The organism is Streptomyces endocoffeicus (genome assembly GCF_016741935.1).
GTDB classification, from domain to species: Bacteria; Actinomycetota; Actinomycetes; order Streptomycetales; family Streptomycetaceae; genus Streptomyces; species Streptomyces endocoffeicus.
Window position 1 is genome coordinate 25,965 of record NZ_JAERRG010000042.1, and the last position, 15,871, is coordinate 41,835.

The 15,871-nt window shown below is 70.7% G+C and carries 14 protein-coding genes; 4 read left to right on the forward strand and 10 right to left on the reverse strand.

Annotated elements, in window-relative coordinates:
- Positions 1 to 388: 388 nt before the first annotated feature.
- A complete protein-coding gene (locus tag JK364_RS48445; RefSeq protein ID WP_201857859.1) occupies positions 389 to 1,987 on the reverse strand; it encodes a multicopper oxidase family protein in 1,599 nt (532 codons plus the stop codon).
- Between the two features lie 94 nt (positions 1,988 to 2,081).
- Positions 2,082 to 2,591, reverse strand: a complete 510-nt coding sequence (locus JK364_RS48450) for a hypothetical protein (protein WP_201857845.1) — start codon at positions 2,589 to 2,591, stop codon at positions 2,082 to 2,084.
- Between the two features lie 153 nt (positions 2,592 to 2,744).
- Between JK364_RS48450 and JK364_RS48455 the strand changes: the two genes are divergently transcribed.
- Together JK364_RS48455 and JK364_RS48460 are read left to right on the forward strand one after the other, a co-directional pair.
- Positions 2,745 to 3,617 carry a DUF5134 domain-containing protein gene (locus JK364_RS48455; protein WP_230993678.1) on the forward strand — a complete coding sequence of 291 codons (873 nt, stop codon included), beginning with the start codon at positions 2,745 to 2,747 and terminating at the stop codon, positions 3,615 to 3,617.
- A gap of 394 nt (positions 3,618 to 4,011) precedes the next feature.
- Positions 4,012 to 4,314: a hypothetical protein gene (locus tag JK364_RS48460; RefSeq protein ID WP_230993679.1), complete on the forward strand. Its 303-nt coding sequence runs from the start codon at positions 4,012 to 4,014 to the stop codon at positions 4,312 to 4,314.
- Positions 4,315 to 4,396: 82 nt separating this feature from the next.
- On the opposite strand, the gene JK364_RS48465 is transcribed toward JK364_RS48460, so the two are convergent.
- The 6 genes from JK364_RS48465 to ureA all read right to left on the reverse strand — a co-directional run bounded on the left by JK364_RS48465 (position 4,397) and on the right by ureA (position 11,778).
- Entirely contained in the window at positions 4,397 to 4,792 is a 396-nt protein-coding gene (locus tag JK364_RS48465) for a nuclear transport factor 2 family protein (protein WP_201857846.1), read from the reverse strand.
- A gap of 51 nt (positions 4,793 to 4,843) precedes the next feature.
- Entirely contained in the window at positions 4,844 to 6,271 is a 1,428-nt protein-coding gene (locus JK364_RS48470) for an aminobutyraldehyde dehydrogenase (RefSeq protein WP_201857847.1), read from the reverse strand.
- Positions 6,259 to 7,953 carry a thiamine pyrophosphate-dependent enzyme gene (locus tag JK364_RS48475; RefSeq protein WP_201857848.1) on the reverse strand — a complete coding sequence of 565 codons (1,695 nt, stop codon included), beginning with the start codon at positions 7,951 to 7,953 and terminating at the stop codon, positions 6,259 to 6,261. The genes JK364_RS48470 and JK364_RS48475 overlap by 13 nt, the downstream gene beginning before the upstream one ends.
- Entirely contained in the window at positions 7,950 to 9,308 is a 1,359-nt protein-coding gene (locus JK364_RS48480) for an MFS transporter (RefSeq protein ID WP_201857849.1), read from the reverse strand. The genes JK364_RS48475 and JK364_RS48480 overlap by 4 nt, the downstream gene beginning before the upstream one ends.
- Before the next feature lie 125 nt (positions 9,309 to 9,433).
- Positions 9,434 to 11,119, reverse strand: coding sequence for an urease subunit alpha (locus tag JK364_RS48485; protein ID WP_201857850.1), 1,686 nt, complete (start codon positions 11,117 to 11,119; stop codon positions 9,434 to 9,436).
- Positions 11,116 to 11,778, reverse strand: coding sequence for an urease subunit gamma (ureA, locus tag JK364_RS48490; RefSeq protein ID WP_201857851.1), 663 nt, complete (start codon positions 11,776 to 11,778; stop codon positions 11,116 to 11,118). Before ureA ends, JK364_RS48485 begins: the two co-directional genes overlap by 4 nt.
- Before the next feature lie 124 nt (positions 11,779 to 11,902).
- Here ureA and JK364_RS48495 point away from each other — a divergent pair, with 124 nt between their 5' ends.
- Positions 11,903 to 13,108, forward strand: a complete 1,206-nt coding sequence (locus tag JK364_RS48495; protein ID WP_201857852.1) for an RsbRD N-terminal domain-containing protein — start codon at positions 11,903 to 11,905, stop codon at positions 13,106 to 13,108.
- A 29-nt stretch (positions 13,109 to 13,137) separates the two neighbouring features.
- Here JK364_RS48495 and JK364_RS48500 read toward each other — a convergent pair whose 3' ends face one another.
- Entirely contained in the window at positions 13,138 to 13,929 is a 792-nt protein-coding gene (locus JK364_RS48500; RefSeq protein ID WP_230993680.1) for a class I SAM-dependent methyltransferase, read from the reverse strand.
- Positions 13,930 to 13,960: 31 nt separating this feature from the next.
- Positions 13,961 to 14,899 carry an alpha/beta fold hydrolase gene (locus JK364_RS48505; RefSeq protein ID WP_201857853.1) on the reverse strand — a complete coding sequence of 313 codons (939 nt, stop codon included), beginning with the start codon at positions 14,897 to 14,899 and terminating at the stop codon, positions 13,961 to 13,963.
- A gap of 193 nt (positions 14,900 to 15,092) precedes the next feature.
- Between JK364_RS48505 and JK364_RS48510 the strand changes: the two genes are divergently transcribed.
- Positions 15,093 to 15,869, forward strand: coding sequence for an SDR family NAD(P)-dependent oxidoreductase (locus JK364_RS48510; RefSeq protein ID WP_201857854.1), 777 nt, complete (start codon positions 15,093 to 15,095; stop codon positions 15,867 to 15,869).
- Positions 15,870 to 15,871 lie beyond the last annotated feature (2 nt).

The following is a 15,871-nucleotide window of genomic DNA, read 5'->3' on the forward strand; positions in this document are numbered from 1 at the left end:
GTGGTGATCGTCCCGTGACTCGACCCCGCCGTCCGACATTTCCTCAGCGGCGACGGACGCCGTCCCGGCGTCGGCCTGGCTCACGGGCGCGCCCTGATCCACCGCGCCGAATGCGAGATGCCCGGCTACGCCTTCCGCGCTCACGCCATGCGCGTACACGAGCCCGAGCAGCAGCGCCGCCACCCACAGCACACGCAGCGGCCGCCGCGACGGGCGGCACCACGTCATAACGGAGGGAGACCAGGCCGTAACCATGCCGTGACCCTAGCACCGTCGCGGAAGCACCCGGGAAGGACCTGAGACTTCGCGCCAAGTTCCCGCGCAGCACGCGGAAATGAGGCTCCCGTCACCCGGTGGGGTCCATCAGGTGACGGGAGCCCTGGGGCGATCAGGCTCGATAGGCCACCAGCGCCATCATCCCGGCCTCGCCGTGGTAGGCGTTGTGGCAGTGCAGCATCCACCGGCCGGGGTTGTCGGCGTCGAAGACCACGGACAGCGTCTTCTTCGGCAGCACGATCGCGGTGTCCTTGCGCGGCCCTGAGCTGCGGAGTTGGTAGGTGTGGCCGTGCAGATGCATCGGGTGCCACATGTCCGTGCGGTTGACGAAGTCCAGCCGGATCCGCTGTCCTTCCTCGACCATGAGGGGGGCGGCCGTCGGATCACTCATGTCGAACGCCTTGCCGTTGATGGCCCAGTTGTACTTCGTCATGCCGCCGGTCAGGTCGACACGGTGCACTCGGTCCACCTTCTTCGGCGACAGCCTGACGTCGTCCGCGGCGCGGAGCTTCGAGGCGGTCACGACAGTTCCGTTCAGCTCCTTCGGCCGGACGGTGGCTTTCGGCGCCCGGCCGGAGCCGGTACGGACCAGGGCCAGGCCGGTGGTGTCCTTCCCCTCGGCGAGTGCGACGAGCGGGAAGACGCCGTCCTCGAGGGTGACCAGCACGTCGTAGCGCTCACCCATGCCGATCAGCAGGGCATCGGTCTGCTGGTGCTCGACGGGGAAGCCGTCGGTGTGGGTGATGGTCATCCTGTGGCCACCGAGCGCGACGCGGTAGGCGGTGTCGCCGCCGGCGTTGATGATCCGCAGTCGGACCCGCCTGCCGGGCTTGCCGGTGTAGACATCCGGGTCGGCCGGGACACGGCCGTTGATCAGGTGATACGGATACTTCACGTCGCCCGCGTCACCGCCGAGCAGTTCGCTGTCGGCGCCCATCAGCATGAACTTCATCGACATGCCGTCGCCGGAGGGAGACGGCGAGGCGCTCGCCCCGCCCTTGTCTCCACTCATGTCCATGCCGCCCATACCACTCATGTCGTGGCCGCCCATGTCCATCCCGCCCATGCCCTGCCGCAGTTCGGCGAAGACCTCGTCGGGTGTGCCGGTGACACCGTCGACCCAGTCGTCCAGGACGACCACCCACTCGTCGTCGTAGGACAGTGGCTCCTTCGGATCCTCGACGATCAGCGGCGCGTACAGCCCGCGGTCGAGCTGCACCCCGACGTGCGGGTGGAAGAAGTAGGTGCCGGGGGTGTCGGCGATGAAGCGGTAGGTGAAGGTGGATCCGGCCCGCACGGCGGTCTGCGTGGCCGGGGGAACGCCGTCCATGTCATTGCGCAGGGCGAGACCGTGCCAATGGATGGACGTGGCCGTCTTGTCCGGGAGCTGATTGGAGAGTTCGGCGGCCACGGTGTCACCGGCCGACACCCGCAGCTCCTTGCCAGGAGCCTGCCCGCCGAAGGCCCAGCTCTTGGCCATGACACCGCCGCCGAGGTCCAGCATGGCCGGCGCGGCGGTCAGGGTCGGCTTGTGCACCTTGCCGGTACTGGTGCGCTTCTTCTCTGTGGCGGCCACGGCCGGGTCGGACGGCTTGACCAGGGCGGTGCCGCGGTCGGCATCGCCGCTGGAGCCGCTGCAGGCGGCGAGCGCGCCCGCGCCCGCGGCGCCGAGCCCGGCCAGCAGGACGGAGCGGCGGTTGATGCTGTTCACGATGACGGTGTCCTTCTTCTCGATATGCCTTGTGTTCGGTCGCACGCGGGCACGGCGGATCGCATACGCGGACGCGAAGACGCCGTGGGGCGGCCTACAGAAGCAATCGAGAGAGCACGGAAAGGTCGGGCGGCGCCCGGCTCACGCTGCCGGGAACAGGGCGACCTGCCGGGATGGCGTGCACGTCGCCCGCACGGCCGGCCCAGGGTTCGCTCGGCGGCATGTGTTTTACGACGTCGATGCCGGCGGCCGAGCAGTGCTGGACGCCCATGCCGGAACAGGGTCCATCGTCACCGTGCGCGGCGGCCGGGGCGGAAGCCCGTGCGGTGTCGTCGCGCCCACCCTCGTGAGCCGACAACCCCTCGTGCGCCGACATCCCCCCGTGCGCCGGCATCCCCCCGTGCGCCGGCATCGTCGCCGAGGGCACATGCACCATGCGCGCCATCCCGCTCATGGCGGTGGCACGCATCGAGGGCGAGACGGCCGCATTCGTCTCATGGTGGAGGAGCACGGCGAACGCGGCGCACAACGCGACGACGGCGAACCACGCCCAGCGTCCGGCGCCACCACGGGCACGGTCCCGTCCGGCCCCGGCTGTCGTCATGGCTTCCATCCCTGCTCTCGGTGAGCGACTCCGCCAATATACCCGGCGGGGGTAACACTGAACGCACTCCTAACCTCCTACGTACTTAGGGGCTCAGTAGTCGATGCCGCACGACGCACCGAAGCCGCACTCAGACGACGAGGGAAGGCAACGATGGAGACTCTGAGCTGGTCCGTAGCAGCGGTCGCCGCACTGGTGGCCGCCGTCAGCCTGATCCGCATGGTGACCACCCAGGGGGACACCCGCTTCGCCGCGGGAGGCGATGCGCTGATGGGCGCGTGCATGGCCGTCATGGCCCTCCCCGCGACAGCGGCCTGGTACGCCGGTCACGGCATGTGGTGGGCCACGGCATTCACCCTCCTGGCACTCGGCGGCGTGGCGATGGCCGCCAAGCACACCCGCGCGAGCGGCTGGAGCCACGGCCGCCGCTGGGTGCACCTCATCGTCGGCAGCGCAGGCATGGTGATCATGACGCTCGCCATGACGAGCACGTCCTCCGGGCCGGTGCTCGCGCTGGGCGGCTCAGCCATGGCCGGGATGCCGGGCATGGAGAACATGCCCGGGATGGACTCGGCACAGGGCATGGAAGGTATGGATGGGATGCAGGGCATGGAAGGCATGCACGGGATGAACACGCCAGGCATGACCCCCGCGGCCGATGCCACCGCCGCTTCGGCTTCGGGCTCCTTCTGGCGTTACGTGGCCACGGCGCTCGCGGTGTACTTCCTGTTGTCCATCGGCGCGTCTGTCTGGGCCCGGCTCCGGGGGACCAACGGGAAACACCTCCCCACCGGCCGCGACGGCGGCCGAGGCCGCGCATGGGGACGTTGGCTGCTCGCCATGCCGGACACGGTGGTGGTCCTCCTGGTATCACTGACCGTCTCGGTGTGGGACAAGGCCCGGACGGTGGAACGCGGAAGTCACGGGCGCCGACGCAGGCTCGGCGCGGCGCCGGACGCGGCACTGGCCGCTCACCTGGGTATGGGCGGAACCATGTCCGCGATGCTGCTCATGATGGTGGCGTGACGGGCCTCGCCGAGCCCGTACAGCACCGCCGGCAGTCTTCCTCAAAGCCGCGGCTCGTCCACCCGGGTGCCCATCGGCCACGCCGCGAGCCCCATCCTCCTGGTACGAGCGGGACAGGCCACCATGAGCTGCGACCGGACCATCCGGCTGACGTGATGTCGCCGACGCCGGCATGCCCCGCCCCCCAGGAGAGTCCAGGCATAACCTAGTGTTTCCGGCCTCGTTGTACCCGGCGTCGGAGATTCGCTGCAGCTCGCGCAGGTCGCCGGCCGCGGCCGCCCGTCGAGTGAGCAGGAACCCAGCGTGCATGGATCCCTCGTCCAACAGCTCGCTCAGCTCCCCAAGGTCGCCGGCCGCGTCGGCGAGGTCGGCCAGCCGGTCCAAAGCGGTTTCGTTGCCCTCATCGGCCAGCAAGATCCGGACGCTTGCCGAAGCCGGCGTCCCCCTGGCCCGTATCCGGGACCTGAGATCAGCGAACTATGACCACGCGCACGACCTCGACGCCGACGATCCCCGCATCGACGACCTCGCCCGCCGGATCGCCGAGGCGACCCGGGAACGCTACGGACCCGACGAACCGCCCGAGCTGCATGCGGACTCCGAGATCCCCGCCCTCATCCAGGGCACGGTCAACGCCTCGTCCCCGGCATGGCAGCGACTCGACACACTCATTCGCGTCGCGCAACGGGACGCGTGACTCGGCCCGGTCGCGACAACAACCGTCTCCCAGGGGCCAGTTCACCCCGCTCCCCGGGGCCGCCGAAACCCTTGTCCGTCCCTCAACCCCGCGCGAGGCGGCGCTGGACACTTGCCATGTCCCAGAACGCCTTCTGCCGTGTGATGCGGCCTTCCTCGTCCACCTCGTAGGTGTTGACGCCGTCGAAGTCGGCGATGCGAGCATCCACCTCGACATGGCAGGTCCACATGACGGCTGCCTGGTTGGCGCCGAAGTAGCGCGAGCGTGGTGTGAGGATCATGACTGGGAAGGCGTCGAAGATGGACTGCTGGAAGTCTTGGAGAGCTTTCCTGCCGATGACCGGTTCCCCGCCGACCGGGTCCTCGCTCTGACCGTCCGGGGCGAAATTGGCGGCCCAGGCGGCCGCGTCGCGGGCGGCGATGGCGCCGAAGTAACGGTCGACAGCGGCTTCGGCCAGGGGGCGGCCGGTGTCCGTCACGGTGGCGGTTCCTTTCACGATCGGAATGCGGTACGGGACAACGAGGGTGGTTCAGGGGGCGGTGTGGGAGATCATCACGTGCTTGACCCGGGTGTAGTCGTCGAAGCCGTAGCGGCTGAGGTCCCGCCCGGTGCCGGACTGCTTGTAGCCGCCGTGGGGCAGCTCGGCCGGGATCACCTGATGGCAGTTCGACCAGACGCAGCCGAAGTCCAGCTCTGCCCCGATACGGGTGGCGCGGCCCAGGTCGGTCGTCCAGACGCTGGACGCCAGGCCGTAGTCGACACCGTTCGCGAGCTCCAAGGCCTCCTCCTCCGTGTCGAAGGGCTGGACGGTGACGACCGGTCCGAAGGTCTCCCGCAGGACCACGGCGTCGTCCTGCCGTACACCCGAGACCACGGTCGGGGCGAAGAAGTAGCCGGGGCGGTCCAGCCGGGTGCCACCGGTCTCCACCGTGGCGTGGGCGGGCAGTCCGGCGATGACCGATGCCACCCGTTCGGCCTGGCCGGCGTTGTTGAGCGGGCCGTAGAACGCGTCCTCCTCCGGCCCGCCGGTGCGGGTGTCACGCGCCGCCGCGACAAGGGCCGTGAGGAGAGCGTCATGGGCCTCGCGCTGGACGAGCACCCGGGTGACGGCCGTGCAGTCCTGCCCCGCGTTGAAGAACGCGGCATCGGCCAGGGCGCGGGCGGTGCGCACCGGATCGACGTCGGCGAAGACGATCGCGGGAGCCTTTCCGCCGAGTTCCAGGTGGATGTTCTTCAGGTCGACCGCGGCGGCGCTCATGACCTCGGATCCCGCCCGGGTGCTGCCGGTGATGGCGACCATGTCGACGTCCGGGTGGCAGACCAGGGCCCGCCCGGTGTCACGGTCGCCGCAGACGACGTTGACGACACCGGGCGGGAAGGCGGGGGCCGCGAGTTCGCCGAGGAGCGCGGTGGACCAGGGCGTGGTGTCGGACGGCTTCAGGACGACCGTGTTGCCGGCGGCCAGGGCCGGGCCGAGCTTCCACACGGCCATCATCAGCGGGTAGTTCCACGGGGTCACCTGGCCGATGACACCGACCGGCTCCCGCCGGACGTAGGAGGTGTGGCCCTCGGCGTATTCCCCCGCGCCCAGTCCTTCCAGGACCCGGGCGGCCCCGGCGAAGAACCGCAACTGGTCCACGCACCGGTCGAGCTCCACGGTCCGGGTGGTCTGCCGCGGCTTACCCGTGGAGCGCACCTCCGCGTCCAGCAGCCGGTCGGCGTTCTCGGCGACCAGGTCGGCCAGGCGCAGCAGGGCGGCCTGGCGCTGGGCCGGTGTGGTCCGGCGCCAGGCGGTGAAGGCCCGGCGGGCGGCGGCCACCGCGGTGGCGACGTCGGCGGTGGTGGACCGGGGTGCGGTGCCGTAGATCTCGCCGGTGGCGGGGTCGGTCAGGTCCATGCGCCCGTCCACCGCCACGGGTTCGCCGTCGATGACGTTGTGCAGGGTCAGTTCGGACATCCGGGGGCTCCTTGGGCGGGGTGGGCGACGATTCCGGTGGTGGCGACGGTCTCTCCGGGGGCCAGTCGGCCCTCGGTCCTGAGCTCGATGAGGGCGGCGGTACCGCACTGGAGCGCGCGGTCCAGGGCGGGGGCGAACTCCTCGGTGGTGGTGACGGTTTCGCCGTGGGCGCCGAAGGCGCGCGCGTAGGCGGCGAAGTCGGGGTTGACCAGGCCGGTGCCGCTGACCCGGCCGGGGTAGTGCCGCTCCTGGTGCTGCCGGATGGTGCCGTACGTTCCGTTGGCCACGACCAGGACGAGCGGGGTGGCGCCGTAGGCCACCGCGGTGGCGAGCTCCTGGCCGTTCATCAGGAAGCAGCCGTCACCGGCGACGGAGACCACCTGACGGCCGGGGTGGGCGGTGGCCGCGGCCACCGCGGCGGGGATGCCGTATCCCATGGAGCCGTTGCGCGGGGCGAGTTGGCGGGCGCCGTCGCGGTAGGTGAGGAAGCGCTGAGCCCACAGGGCGTGGTTTCCGGCGCCGAAGGTGACGATGGTGTCCGGTGGCAGCCGGGAGTCCAGTTCGGCGAAGACGGCGCCGAGGTCCAGCCGGTCGTCGTCGTGGACGGGGGCGCGGTGTGCGAGGTGGGCGGCGCGGTCCTCCTTGGTCCGCGCGGCCCATGGCACGGGTCCGGCGGGCCCCCGGTCCCGTACGGCCCGGCCGAAGGCCGCCGGGGTGGCGAGCAGGGTGAGGTCGGGGGCGCGGAGCAGGCCCGGGGCCCCTGGTTCGGGAAGGGCCAGGACGATGCGCGGGCCCGGTCCGTCGGCGGGCAGCAGGGTGAAGCCGTCCGTGGTGACGTCGCCGGGCGCGGCGCCCACGCAGATCAGCAGATCGGCGTCGCGCAGCCGGGCGGCGAGCGCGTCGGACCGGCCGTAGCCGAGGGCCCCGGCGTAGCCCTCGCTGTCGTTGTCGAAGAGGTCCTGGCAGCGGAAGTCGACCGCGACCGGCAGGGCCCACTCCTCGGCCCAGGTCCGGACGTCCGCCCGTGCCCCGGGGGTCCAGCGGCTGCCGCCGAGCAGCGCGAGGGGACGTTCGGCTGCCGCCAACAGGTCGGTGAGGGCGTCGAGTTGGGGCGGGGACACGGCGCCTTCGGGCGCCGGTGCCGGGGCCGCGTCGGCCACCCGTACCGTATCGGTCAGCATGTCCTCGGGCAGTCCGAGGACGACCGGGCCGGGGCGGCCGCCGGTGGCGGTGGCGAAGGCGCGGGCGAGGTGTTCGGGGATCCGGGCGGCGTCGTCGATGGTCTCGACGAGCTTGGCGCAGGCGCCGAAGGTGGCGCGCAGATCGAGCTCCTGGAAGGAGCGGCGGTCGGTGTGGCCACGTGGCACCAGCCCGATGAAGAGTACGAGCGGGGTGGCGTCCTGGTCGGCGGTGTGCAGGGCGACCAGGGCGTTGGTGGCGCCGGGGCCGCGGGTGGTGAAGCACACGCCGGGGCGGCCGGTGAGCTTCCCGTACGCCTCGGCCATATAGCCCGCGCCGCCCTCGTGGCGGCACACGACCATCCGCACGGGGGCGTCGTGGAGGGCGTCGAGCGCGTCGAGATAGCTTTCGCCGGGGACGCCGTACACGGTGTCGACACCGTGCCGGACGAGCTGGTCGATCAGGATCTGCCCGCCGGTGCGGGCGGGGTGCGGCGGTGTCATGCGGTGGCCTTCGCGGTCGCGGGGTGTTCATGGTGTTCGGGGTGGTCCGGGCCGAGACGGCGGCGCAGCGGCGGTCCCGCGAGATAGGAACCGGTCGCCGTGCAGGCCGCGATGAGGATCAGGAGCAGTGCCACGCCCCAGGAGGCGCCGTCGGCGAGACCGGTCAGCCAGGCGGCGACCAGGGGCACCAGACCGCCGAGCACACCGGCGAGGTTGTAGGCCATGGCCACCGCGCTGTAGCGCACGGTGTCGGGAAACATCCCGGTGACCACGGCGCCGATCGCCGCGTACGGGATCGAGATGACGGCGACGCCCAGGGAGACACCGAGTATCACCAGCCCGGTGTGCCGGGTGTCGATGAGCCAGAAGGTGGGGAAGGCCACCAGCACGGAGGCGATACCGCCGATGGTGCACACCTTCCAGGCGCCCATCCGGTCGGCGAGCCGCCCGGCGACCACGATGACGGCGATCTCGGCGACGGCCGCCAGCAGAGTGGCGTTGATCATCGTGGACTTGCCGATGGAGAGCCGCTCGGTGCCGTAGGAGATCACATACGTGGTCAGCAGGAAGAAGCCGCCGATGCCCAGGAAGGCCGCGGCCACCCCGATGAGCATCCGCCCCCAGGCCCGGCGGAACGCCTCGACCAGCGGGGCGGACGTGGGCCCTTCGCGCTCGGCGTCGGCCCGCATGGCGCGGAAGACCGGGGACTCCTCGATGCGCAGCCGCAGATAGAGGGCGAAGGCGAGCAGCGCGAAGGCGGCGAGGAAGGGGATCCGCCACCCCCAGGCGTAGAAGGCGTCGTCGGGCAGCGTCCCGACGAGGGCGAAGGCGCCACTGGAGAGCAACGTCCCGACGGGCGAGCCGAGTTGGGGAATGGAGGAGTAGCTGCCGTGCTTCTCCTTCGGGGTGTGCTCCAGGGTGAGCAGCATGGCGCCGCTCCATTCGCCGCCGACCGAGATGCCCTGCAGAAAGCGGAGCGCGGCGAGCAGCGCGGGTGCCCAGATGCCGATCGCGCCGTAGTCCGGGAGCAGTCCGATGCAGCCGGTGGAGGCGCCCATCAGGACGACGGTGATGATGAGCGCCGCCTTGCGTCCGTAGCGGTCGCCGATGTGTCCGAAGATCGCGGCGCCGATGGGCCGGGCCACGAAGCCCACGGCGAAGGTGACGAAGGAGGCGATGGTCGCGGTGGCCGGGTCGAGGGAGGGGAAGAAGAGCTTGTTGAAGACGAGCGCGGCGGCGGTGCCGTAGAGGAAGTAGTCGTACCACTCCAGGGCGGTGCCGATGAACGCGGCGGTCAGCAGGCGTTTGATGTCTCCCGCGCCGGGGCGCGGGGGCACGGTCGTGGCGGTGCTCACAGGGTCTCCAGGGGGACGGTGCCGGCCGGTGGCGGCAGCGAGGAGGGAGGGAAACGGCCGTGCGCTCGGGTCGACGGGGTTGCCGGTGACCTCGGTGCGAGCGGTGCGGTACGGATGGCCTCGGGTCAGGCCAGATGGTGGAGCTGGGCGAGCGGCAGAGCGGTGGCGGGTTCGGTGGTGGTCGGCAGGCCGTCGACGAGGACGGGGGCGGGTTCGCGGGGCACCTCGACACGCGGGGTGGCGGTGTTGTGCAGCATGTCGGCGCGGCTGAGCCCGCGGGCGCCGCGCACCGCCGCGTAGCGCAGTCCGCCGGGGAGGGCGGCGCGGGCCCGGGTGTCGTCGAGCGCGGCCTGGGCCACGAAGACCCGGGAGAGCCGGGACGGCGCGTCGCCGAGGCCGCCGAAGTACGGACCGTAGGTACGGGGCTGGGTGAGCCGGGTGGAACCGGAGCCGGAGCCGCTGTTGCCCCAGGCCACGAAGCCGCCCTTGAGGACGAGTTCGGGCTTGGTGCCGAACCACGCCGGATGCCACAGCACCAGATCGGCGAGGCGTCCGGGTTGCAGGGTGCCCACCTCGTGGGCGAGGCCGTGGGCGATCGCGGGGTTGAGGGTGATCTTGGCGAGATAGCGCAGCACCCGCTCGTTCGCGGGTACCTCCGCTCCGCCCTCGCCCGCCCGCAGCGCCTGGACATGGGCGAGTTGCCAGGTGCGGCGTACGGTTTCGGCGATCCGGCCCATGCCCATCGAGTCGGAGTTGACGATGCTGATGGCGCCGAGGTCGTGCAGCGCGTTCTCGGCCGCGATGGCATGGCCGCGGATGCGGCCCCGGGAGATCTCGACGTCGCTGTGCACATGGTGGTTCTGCCGGTGCACGGTCATCGTCATCGGGAACAGCTCACCGACGGTGTTCGCCGTGTACGGGATGGTGGGGGTGGTCGAGGACGGCAGGATGTGCGGCTCGGAGAGGATCTCCAGCAGATCGGGGTGTCCGCCGCCGCCCTCCACGTGGTACGCGTGCACGGTGCGGCCGCGGGTGGCGCCGATGGTGTCGCGCAGATAGCCCGATTCGTTCATCGAGTCGGTGTGCAGCGCCACGGGCAGATCGGCGTGTTCCGCCGTGGCCAGACAGGTGTCGATGATGCGCGGAGTGGCCCCGAAGTCCTCATGGATCTTGAAGCCACCGGCCCCGGCGAGCACCGACTCGTCCAGCAGGGCGCGGGAGCTGGAGGAACCACGGCCGAGGAAGGCCACATTGAGCGGGGTGCCGCGCCATGCGCTCATCAGGGTGTGCAGATTGTGGGCCGGGTTGCAGCCGATGTCCCACACCCCGCCGAGCCCCATGCCCACGACCGTGGTGACACCGGAGGCGAGCGCGGCGGGGGCCACCTGGGGCGAGGACAGATGCACATGGCTGTCGACGATGCCCGGGGTGGCGATCAGCCCCTCTCCCGTGACCACCGCGGTGTGCGAGTCGATGGCGAAGTCCACCGGCATCAGATCCGGGTTGCCCACTCCCCCGACCGCGACGATCCGGCCGTCCTTGACGCCGATGTCGGTCTTGCGGATGCCCAGCACGGGATCCATCAGCAGCACACTGGAGACCACCAGGTCCAGGGCCGAGGCCCGGTCGGAGCGCGGGGAGGCCAGCAGCCCGTCACGGACGGTCTTGCCGCAGCCACCGAGCAGTTCATCGCCGGGGGTGCCGTCGTCGGTCTCCACCTCGATCCACAGACAGGTGTCGCCGAGGCGGACGCGGTCACCGGTAGTGGGGCCGTAGAGGGTGTTGTACGTACGGCGGTCGATCCGCGTCATGCCGTCTCCTGCCGCTCTGCCCGGTCTTCTTCTCGGTCGCCGTCGCCGTCGCCGTCGCCGTCCGCCCGGTGATGGCGGGCGACCACTACGGCGACTTCGCGTGCCGTACCCGGCTCGAAGGCGAGCGCGGTCCCCGCGGCGATGTCCAGCCGCATCCCGGCGGCGGCCTCGCGGTCCAGCTCCAGGGCGGGGTTGGCCTCGCTCAGCGGATAGTGCGAGGAGAGGAAGACGGTCCGGTCGCCGGTGTTGCGGATCGTGAGCCGGGCCCGGCGCCGTCCGGCGTTGATCGCCACCGGCTCGTGGGCCGGACGTACCGCGCCCGGGCCCGGATCTTCGCCACCACCGCCGCTGATCGGGGTCTCGATCGGGGTCTCGATCGCGACCAGTGACGTCCCGCTCGGGAACATCGCCTCCACCTGGACCGTGCTGATCAGGGCGGGGACCCCGTCCGCCACGTCGTCCGCGGTCAGGACCGAGCGGCCGGCCGCGATCGCCTCGTCCAGGGTGGCACCGTCCCAGGCCGCCTCCAGCACCTCGTCACAGATGAGCGCGATGGCTTCGGGAGCGTTCAGCCGCCGCCCGCGCGCACGGCGGCGGCGGGCCAGTTCGGCGACGGTGAAGAGCTGCACTCGCTCCAGCTCGCGAGGGGTCAGATGCACTGCCACAAACCTCCTGGATGGTGATGTCCGGAACGTGTTCTTCGCGGGGTGACACCAGAATCACGGGGAAAGAGATTCCGGCCAAGGTTGAAATGCATCCGATCCACCGACCAATATCGTGCACATGCACAACGCGGCCGAAGCCTTCCCTCCGCCCGATCCACGCATCGCCGAGCTCGCCCGGGCATGTCTGGAGGACCTCGACGGACTGATCGAGCTGTGGATCGACGTGGTGAGCCCGGTGCGCAGGGCATACGCCGACCGCGTACCGGACGCGGACTTCCGGGACTCCGCGCGCGACGCCCTGGAGATGCTGCTGCGCACCGTGGCCGAGCTGCCCGTGACCGGGCACATCGCCGAGGTGTCGGAACGGGTGGGCACACGACGCGCGCGGCAGGGTGTGCCGCTGGACGCCCTGCTGGACGCGGCGCGGCTGGACTTCCGGGTGGTGTGGACCGCGCTGGTCCGGCGCGCCGAGGAGCGCAACATGACACATCTGGTGGCCTCCGCGTACTACGTCTGGGAGGCGGTCGAGCGTCATGTCACCGGCATCATGACCGCGTACCAGCGCACTGTGCTGGAGATGGGGCGGCGGGCCGACGACGAGCGCCAGATGTGGTTCGCCCGCCTGATGGACTGCGACGGCCGCAACCCGACCGTGGTGGGTGACGCCGCGCTGGCCCTCGGCTTCCAGGTCAACGGGGAATACCTGTGCGCGGCTGCCGCGGCCCAGCACGGCGCCGCCCTCCGCCGGGCCGCCACGGAGCTGCGCACCGCGGGGGTCCCGGTCCAGCAGCAGGCCCTCGACTCGGCGGTGGTCCTCACCGCCCGGCTCGGGCCGCGCACCACCGCCCGCACCGTCCTGGAACATCTCGGGGAGACGCCCTGCGGGGTGTCATCGGCCGCCGACCGCCTGGCCGACGTACCGCGTGCCGTCCGGCTGGCCATCACCACGGCACGCAGCCTGCCCGTGGACGCCCGCGGGCCGCGGTGGCTGCGGGACAGCTGGCTGGACGTCCTCGTGCACCACACCTCGGATCTCGCGGACGACCTCGTCGACGATGTGCTCGGCGGACTCGACCGGCCTGACGTCACCGGCGCGGAGAAGGACCGGCTGCTGCGCACGGTGCATGTCCATCTCACCGGGAACGGTGCGATAGCCGATACGGCCGCGGCTGTGTACTGCCACCGCAACACCGTGCAACACCGCTTCAACCGCTTCTGCGAACTCACCGGCCACGACGTACGCCGTCCCGAGGACGCGGCCCTCATCGCCCTGGCCCTGCGAGCCAGGGCACGCGGGCCGGTCAGGGGAGCCGTATCAGCTTGAGCTCCTCGCAACACCGATATGAATCATCCTCAGGTGCGGGTGGCGGTGACGGCCAGGGTCGCGTACCGCATGGAGAAACTGCCGCCGTGGGTGTCGATCGCGTCCCCCATGGCGGCCAGGAGTTCGTCGCGTCTGTCGGAGGAGAGCCGGGTGTAGGCGCTCAGCGTGGGAAGGACGTCGAGCCATTCGTCGCGGGTGTAGGTGCGCTCCCAGTCGAAGCGCAGGAAGTCCGGTTCGGCGAAGCCACCCGCTTCCCGGATGGTGTCGCCGGCTTTGGTCACGCTCCTGGTACAGGACTCGAAGGTCGAGGTGGAATTCTTGAGGAGCGTCGCGTTTTCGGGGAACATGCGCCGGTTGATCTCGAGGAACGCCTGGGCGAGTTCCCTTGGGGTTTCGCTGGCGTTCCAGAAGATGGTGAGTCGGCCACCGGGGCGCAGAGCGGTCGCTGCCTTGGCCGCGCCGGCCAGCGGGTCAATCCAGTGCCAGGTCCGGCCCGCCACGACGGCGTCGAACAAGCGGCCGGCGGGGTCCCAGGCCTCGAAGGTGGACACCTCGACGTCGAGCCCGCGCGAGCGGGCGTATGCGGCCGAGCGCTCGTCGGGTTCGACGCCGAGGACCTGACAGCCCGTCTCCTGCAAAAGGCGGGCGACGACGCCGGTACCGCAGCCGACGTCGACCGCGGTGGCCGGAGCGGAGCTGGTGATGGCCTCGATCAGGGCCGGGGGAAAGCTCGTGCGGGCGCGGTCATAGCGCTCGGCGTCGGCGCCGTAGGACTCGGCCATCTCTCGGCGCTGGTGGAACATGCCGCTCGAAGTGGACATGCGCACACGCTAAGGGCCGCATGCGCACCGGTCAACGGCGACGATCTCGCTCTGCCCGTCGGTACGGTCGGCCGACGCCGGAGGACGGTAGGGAATGCGCCCAATCGGAGAGCAGGGTGCGGATGGTGGCGATAAGCGCGAGGGGCTGGTCGAGCATGATGTGATGTCTCGCGCCGGGGACCTCGACGACTGAGGCGACCCGGCCGAGCTGGTCATACATGGCGTCGCGGCGTTCCGCCGAGACCATGCCATGCTCGGCGTGCACCAGCGCCACCCGGCAGTCCAGTCGGACCAACGGGTTTTCGACCCGCTCCCGCGCGAATATCGCGGGGTCCCATTTCCATGTCCAACCACCGGGCACCTCGCGGATGGACGTGGCGGCGACATGATCGGCGACGTAGCCGAGCACCGGTTGGCTGGGCATGGGACTGAACTGGCTGATGATCGCCTCACGCGAGGGATAGAGGCGTGTCGCCGCCCCGAAGGCGCGCCGTTCCCGGGTCGCGCGTTTATCCGCCACTGGGCCGATCATGGGAGAATCGATCAGGACGGCCCCCTCGATGGGGTACCCGGACAGCGCGGCCAGCCGGAGCGTCACCGCGCCTCCCAGGCTGTGCCCGATCACCACCGGCGGCACGTCGAGCCCCGCGTCCGCGATGACGGCGAGCACTTCACGCATCCAGATCTCGAGGCCGTACGCGTCGCGCCTACCGCTGTCGCCGTGCCCGGACAGGTCCAGCGCGACCACCCGCCGGCCGCTGACCAGCAGCGGGCCGACATGATCCCACCAGCGAGAATGTGCGGCGGCCCCGTGCACGAGTACGATGCCCCGCCCGGTCGGCTCACCCCAGGCCCGGTAGGCGATCGGGGTGCCCTCCACCGTGATCTCGCGTTCGGTGACCGGCGTGGCCAGCGCGGCGGTGTACCACGCGGGTGGCGCGGCGGAATCCAGATCAGCCGATGTGGTCATACGGGAGAGTCAACCAGAGGTTGGCGACCACTCGAGCAGGATCCTCGCCTCAACTCATATCGTCGCCTATTCTTTCCAAGATCCCTGCCCCATCCTCCACCATCGAGCCACTGAGCCGGCGGGCACCATCGAGCCACTGAGTCAGCAGGCACCAACACCAAGGCCAGGGACGCCAGGAGAGAGGCGGAACACCATGACCGATGAGTTCGGGATCGCAGGGAAGACGCTGCTCGTCACCGGCTCCGGCCGTAATCTCGGCAAGGCGATCGTCCTCGAGTTCGCTGCCCGCGGCGCGAACGTCGTCATCAACTCGAGGTCGAACGCGGACGAGGCCAACCAGGTCAAGGAGGAGGCGGAAGCCCTCGGCGCGAAGGCCATCGTCGTGCTCGGCGACGCGGCCGAGAAGTCGACGGTGCTGGAATTAAAGGCCCAGGCGGAACAGGCGTTCGGGCACGTCGACATCTACGTGAGCAACGCCGCCCGGCGGCTGCACAAGGACTTCTGGGAGACGACGGACGAGGACTGGCACCACCACCTCAACCAGCAACTGACCGCGTCGTGGCACCTCGCCAAAGCGTTCGCGCCGGGGATGCGCGAGCGCGGCTGGGGCCGGATCGTGCACATGAACGGGCCGGACGGCTGGATCGGCGGCCCGACCCGGATCCCCCACTCCACCGCCAAGGGCGGATTGCGGACCCTTACCCGCTCCCTGTCCCGCAGCCTCGGGCCGTTCGGGATCACGGTGAACGACATCAACCCGGGATTCGCCGACACCGTCCGCGACTTGGAGACCCATCCGGGGATGACTCCCGGGCGGTCGGAGCGGTTCGCCCGGGAGACCATCGCGATCAAGCGGCAGCCCAAGCCCGCGGAGATCGCCTGGGCGTGCGCGTTCCTCGCGGCCGAGCGGTCCGCGGCCATCACTGGCGCCGCCATTCACGTCGACGGCGGCCAGTTCATGATCGGCTGAGT

What these genes read in the sequence shown, in the direction of transcription:
- JK364_RS48450 (WP_201857845.1), bottom strand. Translation starts at nt 2,591, where the DNA reads ATGACGACAGCCGGGGCCGGACGGGACCGTGCCCGTGGTGGCGCCGGA.
- JK364_RS48455 (WP_230993678.1), top strand. Translation starts at nt 2,745, where the DNA reads ATGGAGACTCTGAGCTGGTCCGTAGCAGCGGTCGCCGCACTGGTGGCC.
- JK364_RS48470 (WP_201857847.1), bottom strand. Translation starts at nt 6,271, where the DNA reads ATGTCCGAACTGACCCTGCACAACGTCATCGACGGCGAACCCGTGGCG.
- JK364_RS48475 (WP_201857848.1), bottom strand. Translation starts at nt 7,953, where the DNA reads ATGACACCGCCGCACCCCGCCCGCACCGGCGGGCAGATCCTGATCGAC.
- JK364_RS48485 (WP_201857850.1), bottom strand. Translation starts at nt 11,119, where the DNA reads ATGACGCGGATCGACCGCCGTACGTACAACACCCTCTACGGCCCCACT.
- JK364_RS48495 (WP_201857852.1), top strand. Translation starts at nt 11,903, where the DNA reads ATGCACAACGCGGCCGAAGCCTTCCCTCCGCCCGATCCACGCATCGCC.
- JK364_RS48500 (WP_230993680.1), bottom strand. Translation starts at nt 13,929, where the DNA reads ATGTCCACTTCGAGCGGCATGTTCCACCAGCGCCGAGAGATGGCCGAG.
- JK364_RS48505 (WP_201857853.1), bottom strand. Translation starts at nt 14,899, where the DNA reads ATGACCACATCGGCTGATCTGGATTCCGCCGCGCCACCCGCGTGGTAC.
- JK364_RS48510 (WP_201857854.1), top strand. Translation starts at nt 15,093, where the DNA reads ATGACCGATGAGTTCGGGATCGCAGGGAAGACGCTGCTCGTCACCGGC.